General features: G+C 72.3%; 8 protein-coding genes. 7 read left to right on the forward strand and 1 reads right to left on the reverse strand.

Annotation, left to right across the window (positions count from 1 at the left end; genetic code table 11):
• Positions 1-70 precede the first annotated feature (70 nt).
• On the reverse strand, positions 71-1,624 hold the full coding sequence (locus ACFVX6_RS39695) for a protein kinase (protein WP_389699453.1): 1,554 nt from the start codon (positions 1,622-1,624) through the stop codon (positions 71-73).
• Between the two features lie 293 nt (positions 1,625-1,917).
• Here ACFVX6_RS39695 and ACFVX6_RS39700 point away from each other — a divergent pair, with 293 nt between their 5' ends.
• The 7 genes from ACFVX6_RS39700 to ACFVX6_RS39730 all read left to right on the forward strand — a co-directional run bounded on the left by ACFVX6_RS39700 (position 1,918) and on the right by ACFVX6_RS39730 (position 9,857).
• Positions 1,918-3,609 (forward strand): protein kinase, encoded by a 1,692-nt coding sequence (locus ACFVX6_RS39700; RefSeq protein WP_389699454.1) that lies wholly within the window; start codon positions 1,918-1,920, stop codon positions 3,607-3,609.
• A 119-nt stretch (positions 3,610-3,728) separates the two neighbouring features.
• On the forward strand, positions 3,729-4,175 hold the full coding sequence (locus ACFVX6_RS39705) for a hypothetical protein (RefSeq protein ID WP_389699455.1): 447 nt from the start codon (positions 3,729-3,731) through the stop codon (positions 4,173-4,175).
• Positions 4,176-4,242: 67 nt separating this feature from the next.
• Positions 4,243-4,821, forward strand: coding sequence for a hypothetical protein (locus ACFVX6_RS39710; RefSeq protein WP_389699456.1), 579 nt, complete (start codon positions 4,243-4,245; stop codon positions 4,819-4,821).
• Between the two features lie 85 nt (positions 4,822-4,906).
• Entirely contained in the window at positions 4,907-5,611 is a 705-nt protein-coding gene (locus ACFVX6_RS39715; RefSeq protein WP_389699457.1) for a PadR family transcriptional regulator, read from the forward strand.
• Positions 5,612-5,644: 33 nt separating this feature from the next.
• Positions 5,645-6,376, forward strand: a complete 732-nt coding sequence (locus ACFVX6_RS39720; protein ID WP_389699458.1) for an ABC transporter ATP-binding protein — start codon at positions 5,645-5,647, stop codon at positions 6,374-6,376.
• The gene (locus tag ACFVX6_RS39725; RefSeq protein ID WP_389699459.1) at positions 6,373-9,222 is read left to right on the forward strand and encodes an FtsX-like permease family protein; all 2,850 of its coding nucleotides are present in this window, start codon (positions 6,373-6,375) and stop codon (positions 9,220-9,222) included. Before ACFVX6_RS39720 ends, ACFVX6_RS39725 begins: the two co-directional genes overlap by 4 nt.
• Before the next feature lie 95 nt (positions 9,223-9,317).
• Positions 9,318-9,857, forward strand: coding sequence for a bacterial proteasome activator family protein (locus ACFVX6_RS39730; RefSeq protein ID WP_112446705.1), 540 nt, complete (start codon positions 9,318-9,320; stop codon positions 9,855-9,857).
• Positions 9,858-10,132: the final 275 nt, after the last annotated feature.

The raw sequence follows: 10,132 nt of genomic DNA on the forward strand, positions 1-10,132 counted from the left end.
CCTCTCGGTGAGAGGGGCGCCGGGCCGTTCGTCATGACGCAGGGCCACCGCCCGAGGGGACGCGGGGCCCCTACTGGTTCGCGCCGTCCCCATCGGGGTCGGGCGTCTTCGACGGGGACGGCGTCGGCGTGGGCGTCGGCTTCGGCGTGGGCGTCGGCGTCGGCGTGGGCGTCGGCGTCGGGGTCGGCGTGGACGACGGGGAGTACGACGGCGAGTACGAGTAGCTCGGCGAGGAGGACTTGCTGCGGCTCGGGCCCGGCGAGTACGACTTCGACGGCGTCGACTCGGAGAAGGACGTCTCCGGCGCCGGGCTGCTCTGCTCCGAATTCCCCGAGGGGGGCGGGGAGCTCACCGGCGAGCTCGTGCTCGTGCCGGGATCCTTCTTGTCACCGCCGAAGCTGTGGACCGCGTACGCCACGCCGCCCGCGACCGCGAGGACCGCGAGGAGGGCGAACAGCACCATCTTCCAGCGGCCGCCGCCGGAGCGGTCGTCGTAACCGTCGTAGCCGCCGTTCCCGCCCTGGCCGTGGCCGTTGCCGTTGCCGCCCCCGCCGGGGTAGGCGGAGCCGTCGTCCGGGTTCAGCGGCGGCACCATCGGCTGCTGGAACTGCGAGGTCGAGGAGTGCGAGCCGTACTGCGGCTGACCCTGGCCGGGCGTCGCCATCGCGGTGGTCTGCGCCGGGCCGCGCCCGTGCGGCAGCGCCATGGTGACCGGGCCGGTGTTCCAGGTGCCGGTGTTGGCCCCCTGGTCGTGCAACATCTGCAGGGCGTACTGGACCAGCCCGCGCATCTCCTCGGCGCTCTGGAACCGGTCGTCCGGGTCCTTCGCGAGGGAGCGCATGACGAGCCCGTCGAGCTCCTGCGGGATCTGGCCGCCCTCCGGCAGCTGCGAGGGCGGGATCGGCGCGTCCTGCACGTGCTGGTAGACCACCGACAGCGGGGTCTCCCCGGTGAACGGGGGACGCAGCGAGAGCAGTTCGTAGAGCAGGCAGCCCGTCGCGTACAGGTCGGAGCGGTGGTCCACGGCCTTGCCGAGGGCCTGTTCGGGCGAGAGGTACTGCGGCGTGCCCATGACCATGCCGGTCTGGGTCATCGTCGACTGCGCGCCGTGCAGGGCGCGCGCGATGCCGAAGTCCATCACCTTGACCGCGCCGGTGTCCGTGATGATCACGTTGGCGGGCTTGATGTCACGGTGCACGATGCCGTGCTGGTGCGAGTACGCGAGCGCTTCGAGCACGCCGGAGGTGATGATCAGCGCCTGGTCGGGGCCCGGGGCCTCGGCGCTGATCAGCAGGTCGCGGATGGTGCGGCCCTCGACCAGTTCCATGACGATGTAGGGGACGACGTTCGGGCCGACCCGGTCCTCGCCCGAGTCGTACACGGCGACCACGGCATGGTGGTTGAGGCCGGCGACCGACTGCGCCTCGCGCGTGAAGCGGGCCTTGGACACCGGGTCCTCGGCCAGGTCCGGGCGCAACAGCTTGACGGCGACGGTCCGGCCCAGCCGGACGTCCTCCGCGGCGAAGACCTCGGCCATGCCGCCCCGGCCCAGACGGTGGGTCAGCCGGTAACGGCCGTCACCCACCAGGCCGCCCGCGCCCCAGTGCTCAGGACCCTCTGCCATCCCGGCGCCGCTTCCCTCGGGTTCGGGTGCCATCAGTCCTCACCGTCGTCTGTCTCGGCCGCCGCTCAGCGGTAGGCCTCATCGTGTGCTCCGACGAACGCTACAGCCTCGCAACCGGTCACCGTTCGGACAAGGACGCCCGCGGTAGACGCCACGGACCGCCTGTGGACCCCTTGTGGCCTTGTGGTCACGGAACGGGAACCTGGCTTGACGTGTGCTTGCCCTCCGGCAGACTGGGCCCGACATGCGCTCAGCCAGAGGCGTAGGGACAATCCCGAGGGGAAGCAACAGTCATGAGCCAGGACGGCACTCAGGGCCAGTACGCGGGCGGCTCTTTGGCCGGTGGCCGTTACCAGCTGAGGGACTTGCTCGGCGAGGGAGGCATGGCCTCCGTGTACCTCGCCTACGACTCCGCGCTCGACCGCCAGGTCGCCATCAAGACCCTGCACAGCGAGCTCGGCCGCGAACAGTCCTTCCGCGAACGCTTCCGCCGCGAGGCCCAGGCTGTAGCGAAACTGTCGCACACCAACATCGTCTCGGTCTTCGACACCGGTGAGGGCGTCGTCTCCTTCGCGAACCCGTCGATGGCCGACGGCGCGGTCATGCCGTACATCGTCATGGAGTACGTCGAGGGGCAGCCGCTCGGCTCCGTCCTGGACGGCGACATCAGGCAGTACGGGGCCATGCCGGCCGACAAGGCGCTGAAGGTGACGGCCGACGTGCTGGCGGCTCTGGAGAGCAGCCACGAAATGGGGCTGGTCCACCGCGACATCAAGCCGGGCAACGTCATGATGACGCGGCGCGGAGTGGTCAAGGTCATGGACTTCGGCATCGCGCGCGCCATGCAGTCGGGGGTCACCTCGATGACGCAGACCGGCATGGTCGTCGGCACCCCGCAGTACCTCTCCCCCGAGCAGGCGCTCGGACGGGCCGTGGACGCCCGCTCCGACCTGTACTCGGTGGGCATCATGCTCTTCGAGCTGCTGACCGGGCGCGTCCCCTTCGTCGCCGACTCGGCCCTGGGCATGGCGTACGCGCACGTCCAGGAGGAGCCGGTCGCGCCCTCCTCCATCAACCGCTCGGTCACCCCGGCGATGGACGCGCTGGTGGCGCGGGCCCTGAAGAAGAACCCGAACGAGCGTTTTCCCACCGCCGCCGCCATGCTCGACGAGGTCGCGCGGGTGGCGGGCGCCGGGCACACCGGGGCCCCGGTCATCGTCCCGGGCGCGCACCCGACGAACAGCGGCGCCGGCCTCGGCTCGGCCGTGTTCCCGCCGGTGGACTCCGCCCTGCAGGCACCCCCGCACTCGCTGCAGCAGCCGTACCAGGCGCCGCACACCCCGGTGCCGTCCGCGTACGCGCCGACGCCGCCTCCGGGGCCGCAGTCCGGGGCGTACGGGTACCCGCAGCAGCACCAGCCGCTGCACCAGCAGGCCCCGACCCCGGCGCCGTACTCGGCCGCGACCCCGCCGCCGTACACGATCTCGCCGCAGGGCGGGCAGAGCGGTCACGGCCCGGCCTCGGGCGGGGCCGGCAAGAAGAAGAACAACCAGGTCGTGGTGGGAGCCATCGTGGTGGCGCTGGTGGCCATCGGCGGGCTGATCGCCGTGCTCAACCTGGGCGGTGACGGCGACAAGGACAAGGCCGGGCCGTCGACCCCGGGCTCCTCCACTTCGGCGTCCGCATCGGCGAAGACCGGGCACAAGGGTCCGGACCTCACGCGGACGATCGAGGAGTCCAAGTGCAAGGAGCCCCGGAAGGGCACCGACGCCACCAAGGTGGTGGCACCGGACTTCCGGTACATGAACGAGGTCTCGGTGAAGTCCTGCATCCGGGCCGGCGGCTGGAAGTACGACCCGAAGCCGAGGGACGAGGCGGTCTACGGCGAGGGGACCGTCGTGGAACAGCAGCCCGCGGGCGGCGACGAGATCGACCCGAAGAACACCACCTTCACCCTGTGGATCTCTACCGGCGACCCGGAGTAGGAGCAGGCCCCCGGGCACACCCCGGGGGTACGCCCCGCAAGAGTGAAGCGAGTTGGCCCGCCGGGCGCCGATTCTGATACATACGCGCAGGTCACACCCGCCGCACCTCGGGAGTCCTGTTGCACCACCCCGCACGCAACCGCGCACGCAACCTCGTACGTCTCCTCACCGGCGCCGCCGCGACGCTGGCGGTCGGCGCGCTCGCCGTCTCGCCCGCGGCCGCCGCCGGGGCCTCGTCCAGCTGCGAGACCACCGGCGCCTACGGCAGCGCCGACTGGACGTGGCTGAACCGCTCCACCCTGGTCCACGTCAAGCTCACGTCCGTGGACACCTCGGACGACGCCCGCGTCGCGGGGGTCCAGCTCTACACGCTGGACCACCACGGCGGCTCGCACGACTGGCACTGGCGCTTCAACAAGCGCGGGGCCGGCAAGAGCCAGACCTGGGAGACCACCCTCCAGGACAAGCGCGGGATCGACCGGGTCGGCGTAGAGGCCGCGGCGTTCGACGACGCCGGCTACCGGAGCCTGTGCGGTTCCGCTTCCGTGAAGAACCCGCGCTTCTAAAACGGGCCGGCATCCCGAACGGCCCGTACGGGATGCCGGTTTTGTCCGGTTATGTAAATCTGAGTCCGTGACCTACGCCCGCGCGCTGCGCTGGACCGCCGGGGCAGCGATGGCAACCGCCGCGCTGCTGATCACGGCGCCTGCGCAGGCCGCGGCCCCGGCACCGGCGTCCGCCTTCACCCCCCTCGCCGCTTCCGTCTTCATCCCCTCCGCCGCTTCCGTCGGCACCCTCGTCACCGCTTCCGTCGGCACCCCCGTCGCCGCTTCCGTCGGCACCCCCGTCGCCGTGTCGTCCAACGACCCCGCGCCCGCGGCCGACGTGGCGGACCGGGCCTTCGAGGATCTCGCCGGAAGCTCCGCCGGGGCCGGGCGGGAACGCCCCGGGCGGCCGGTGGGCGAGCCCGCCAATCCCGAGACCGTGCTCGCCGCGCGCCCCGTCCCGGCACGCCCGCGCACCGAGCCGGTCCCGCGGGTTCCCGCGACCCCCTCCGCCCCTCCGGCGAACCCGATGGTCGGCGCGCTCGGCACCGAGCCGAACGAGCGGGCCGCCGATCTGGCCGCGCACATACTGCCGCTCGGAACGGGATTCGCCCTGATGGGACTGGGTCTCGGGTTCATGGGAATGCGGCTGCGCCGGGGCATGTAGCCCCCGCCCCGACCCCCGGGTCCCCCTTGGGATGTAGGCCCCAGGATGGTTGCGGGAAGGTACATACTCGGTATACATACTGAGTATGTCGATCCGCCACGGCCTTCTCGCCCTGCTGGAACGGGGCCCTAGGTACGGGTCTCAGCTCCGCACCGAATTCGAGTCCCGCACCGGTTCCACCTGGCCGCTCAACGTCGGGCAGGTGTACACCACGCTCGCCCGTCTGGAGCGCGACGGCCTCGTCGAACCCGGCGGCGCGGACACCGCCGGGCACACCCTGTACGCCATCACCGAGATCGGACGCCACGAACTGCGCGCGTGGTACGAGCGTCCCGTCGACCGGGCCAACCCGCCCAGGGACGAGCTCGCCATCAAGCTCGCCATGGCCGTGGGCGCACCCGGCGTGGACATCCGCGCGGTCATCCAGGCCCAGCGGCACGCCACCGTCCAGGCCATGCAGGACTACACCCGGCTCAAGGCCCAGGCGCTCGCCGCCATCGAGAGCGGGCGCTCCGGCGAGCGCGACGACATCGCCTGGCTGCTGGTCCTGGAACAGCTGATCTTCCAGACCGAGGCCGAGGCCCGCTGGCTCGACCACTGCGAGTCCCGGCTCGTACGGCTGTCCGCGCGCGGGGAGCGCGCGCCGGCCGAGGCCGAACCGCCCGAGGGCCACGGCGCGGGCCACCGCCCCGCCGAACCCTCCGGGACCGGCCAGGCCCCCACCGCCCCGACCACGCCCACGACCACCGACCGGTCCCTTTCCCGTACCGCCCGCACGCGGCGGGACTGAACCACCGCTCCACGCCCCAGGGGGGAACCCTTCATGCCCGACCAGCCCGTACTGCAACTGGACCAACTCGTCCGCACCCACGGCAGCGGCGCCACCGAGGTGCACGCCCTGCGCGGGATCAACCTCTCCGTGTACCCCGGCGAACTCGTCGCCGTCATGGGCCCCTCCGGGTCCGGCAAGTCCACGCTGCTGACCCTCGCCGGCGGACTCGACACCCCGAGCCGCGGCAGGGTGATCGTCGAGGGCACCGACATCACCACCGCGAGCCGCAAGCAGCTGGCCGCCCTGCGCCGCCGCAGCATCGGATACGTCTTCCAGGACTACAACCTGATCCCGGCGCTCACCGCCGCGGAGAACGTCTCCCTGCCGCTCGAACTCGACGGCGTCTCCGCCCGCAAGGCCCGGGTCTCCGCGCTCGCGGCCCTGGAGGAGATGAACCTCGGACAGCTCGCCGACCGCTTCCCCGACGAGATGTCCGGCGGCCAGCAGCAGCGCGTGGCCATCGCCCGCGCGCTGGTCGGCGACCGCCGCCTGGTCCTCGCCGACGAGCCGACCGGCGCCCTGGACTCCGAGACCGGGGAGTCCGTACTCGCCCTGCTGCGCTCGCGCTGCGACGCCGGCGCGGCCGGCATCCTGGTCACCCACGAGCCGCGCTTCGCCGCGTGGGCCGACCGCGTGGTGTTCCTGCGCGACGGCAGCGTCGTCGACGAGACCCTGCGCAGCCAGGCCGACTCCCTGCTCTCCGGGCAGGCGGCCGCTCAGTGATCTCCGCGTACCACTCCTGGATCGCGGCGATCCGAATAGCCCGCCGCGACGCCTGGCGCTCCAAGGGCCGCAGTGCCCTCGTCCTGGCCATGATCGCCCTGCCGATCGTCGGCGTGAGCGCCGTCGACCTCACCGTGCGCAGCTCGGAGCTCTCCCCCGAGCAGCGCGCCGTACGGGTGCTCGGCGCCGCCGACGCCAAGGTGCGCGACCCGCACATGGGCACGCCCATCTACCAGGCCCCCGACGCCCAGAGCTACGCCCCCGTCGGCGGATACGACGACTACCAGCCGAGCGCCGGCGGCCCGGACCAGGTCACCGCCGCGCCCCAGCTCCCGGCCGGATCCCAATCCGTCAAGGACAGCATTTCCTACGCCAAGGTCCGCACCCGGTACGGGATCCTGGACACCGAGCTGCGCGAGGTGGACCCGGCGAGCCCGCTGGTCAAGGGCCTGTGGACGCTGGAGCGCGGCCGGCTGCCGCAGGCGGCGGGCGAGATCCTCGCCACCGGCGCGTTCCTGGAGGAGTCCGGGTACTTCCTCGGCTCCAGCGTGACCCCGCGCGAGTCGAAGACCTCGTACAAGATCGTCGGTGTCTACGAGCTGCCCGACGCCCTGAAGTCGGCGCAGCTCCTCGCCCCGCCCGGGACCCTGCTGGCCCCGCTCGACCGGGACCTGAAGGCCGCCGGCGGCACGGGAGTGCACGCCCAGGACGAGTACCTGGTGAAGGTCGGCGGCGAAGGTTTCACGTGGAACATGGTCAAGGAGACCAACGCCAAGCAGCACCTCCTCGTCGAGTCCCGCGCCGTGCTGCTGAACCCGCCGGCCGACTCCGAGGTGCCGCTCTACACCGAGCAGCCCAGGGACGCCTGGCGGCCCGGATCCATGATCGGACCCACCGAACTCGCGATCGTCTCCACCGTCGTCGGCCTCGCCATGCTGGAGATCTGCCTGCTGGCCGGACCCGCCTTCGCGGTCGGCGCCCGGCGCTCGCGCCGCCAGCTCGGCCTGGTCGGCGCCAACGGCGGTGACCGGCGGCACATCCGGGCCATCGTGCTCTCCGGCGGCCTCGTCATCGGCGCCGCGGCGGCCGTCAGCGGCACCGCCCTCGGCATCGCCCTCACCGTCGGGCTCCGCCCGGTGCTGGAGGGGACGATCGGCAAGCGGTTCGGCAGCTTCGACGTCCGCCCGCTGGAGCTCCTCGCCATCGGCCTGCTCGCCATCCTGACCGGGCTGCTGGCCGCGATCGTCCCGGCCGTCAACGCCTCCCGGCAGACCGTGCTGGCCTCCCTCACCGGCCGCCGCGGCGTGCGCCGGGCCAACCGGGTGCTGCCCGTCCTCGGCCTGCTCGCCATCGCGGGCGGGGCCGCCATCGCCCTGTTCGGCACCGTCTCCAAAATGGGCGCCACCGTCGTCGCGGGCGGCAGCGCCATCGCCGAGCTCGGCGTCGTCGCCCTCACCCCCACCCTGGTCGGCCTGTTCGGCCGGGCCGGCCGGTGGCTGCCGCTGTCGCCCCGCCTCGCGCTGCGCGACGCCGTCCGCAACCGGGGACGTACGGCGCCGGCCGTGGCCGCCGTACTGGCCGCCGTCGCCGGCACCGTCGCCGTGGCCACGTACCAGCACAGCAAGGAGATCCAGGCGCGGCACGAGTACGTCGCCAGCCTGCCCTTCGGCACCGGGCTGATCGAGACCAACGAGTTCACGGCGTACCGGGACGTACCCGCGATGCGCGAGACCCTGACGAAGGAACTCCCGGTGGCCGTACGGGCCGACGTGGAGCGGCCCGTCGTCGGCAAGCCGGGCTGCACCCCGTACGGCGACAGCCCGGAGTGCGGGCGGGCCGAGATCATCATCCCGAAGGCGCAGCGCTGCCCGCTCTACGGGGCCGAGAACGGGCCGAGTTCGTTCACCCTGGCCCAACGGAAGGAGCTGCGCAACGACTGGCGGTGCCAGTACGACCACTTCGGGGTCCAGAACTCCCTGGTCGTCGCCGACGAGAAGCTGCTGTCCGTCCTGGCCGTCGAGGACCCGGGCGCGGTGGCCGCACTGAAGGCGGGCAAGGCCGTCTCCTTCAAGAAGCAGAACGTGCTCGCCGACAAGGTCACCGTCCGGCTGATCATGGGCCGGGGCGAGCCCGCCCCCGGATCCGCCCCCGATGAGCCGGGAGCCGGCCAGGACAAGGTCTTCGCCGCGTACCAGCTACCCGAATCGGTGAAGGGCTACGGCGTGGAGCTGGTGCTGCCGCCCGCGGCCGCGAAGAGCGCCGGGATCGCCTCCGTCCCCTTCGGCTCGTACTTCACCCTCGACGGTGGCGCGAGCTCCGAGCAGCGCCAGCGGCTCGCAGGGGCCCTCGACAAACTGGGCATGGACACGAACCTGAAGATCGAGAAGGGCTACGAGGGCGGCGACAGCCTCGTCATGCTCGTCCTGACCGTCTTCGCGGGCCTGGTCACCATCGGCGCGGCCGGCATCGCCACCGGCCTGGCCCAGGCGGACGCCGAGGGCGACCTGAAGACCCTGGCCGCCGTCGGTGCACCGCCGCGGGTGCGGCGCACGCTCAGCGGCTTCCAGTGCGGGGTGGTCGCCCTGATGGGCGTGGTCCTCGGATCGGCCGCCGGGATCCTGCCCGCGGTCGGGCTCCGGCTCACCGAGCGGCGGGCCGCGGCCGATCTGGTCCGGCACGGCATCGAGAACGGCTACTCGGCCGCCTCCGAGGCCATTCCGTACATCCCGATCTCGGTGCCGTGGGCCACGCTGGGCGGCCTGCTGATCGTCGTCCCGGTGGGCGCGGCGCTGCTGGCGGCCCTGGTCACCCGTTCGAGCGGAGCACTGGCCCGCCGCGAGGTCTGACGTTTCCGGTACCGGTTGGTGCCCCCGCACAGGGTGGATCACGCCCGTGCGGGGGCACACCGTGTGAGTACGAAGGTGTGCGAGAGAATGACGGCATGGAGATGCCGAGGAGTGAACGGTCGCAGGACAGCCCCCCGCACGGCCTGATCGTGGGGCAGGACGGGATGCCGGTCGGCGGCGCCGATGACGAGTCGCGCGAGGTCCCGGTGACGGAGATGGTCGAACAGCCCGCCAAGGTCATGCGGATCGGCAGCATGATCAAGCAACTCCTGGAAGAGGTACGCGCCGCACCTCTGGACGAGGCCAGCCGGGTCCGTCTCAAGGACATTCATGCAGCGTCGGTGAAGGAGCTGGAAGACGGCCTGGCTCCCGAGCTGGTGGAGGAACTGGAGCGGCTCTCCCTTCCCTTCACGGAGGAGGCGATCCCGTCCGAGGCGGAACTGCGGATCGCCCAGGCCCAGTTGGTGGGCTGGCTGGAAGGTCTGTTCCACGGCATCCAGACGGCCCTGTTCGCGCAGCAGATGGCGGCGCGGGCCCAGCTGGAACAGATGCGCCGCGCCCTCCCGCCCGGCTCCTCCCACGAGGACGACGAGGACGGCCCCCACGGCGCGGTCCGCTCGGGCCCGTACCTCTAACCCACCCCGCCCCACCCCTCCGGGGCCGCCCCCGGGCGGCCCCGGAGCCATGTCCGTCCCTTTCAGCCGTTGGGCACTCGAGAACCGGGGCGGGACTCGAGGCGAGCCGGGCACAGCCAATTCAGCCGTCCGGCGCTTGAGAACCGGGGCGGGACTCGAGGCGAGCCGGGCGCAACCAATTCAGCCGTCCGGCGCTTGAGAACCGGGGCGGGGCTCGAGGCGAGCCGGGCGCAGCCAATTCAGCCGTCCGGCGCTTGAGGACCGGGGTCTGGGGC

Source organism: Streptomyces sp. NPDC058289 (genome assembly GCF_042880975.1).
Classification (GTDB): Bacteria; Actinomycetota; Actinomycetes; order Streptomycetales; family Streptomycetaceae; genus Streptomyces; species Streptomyces stoeckheimensis.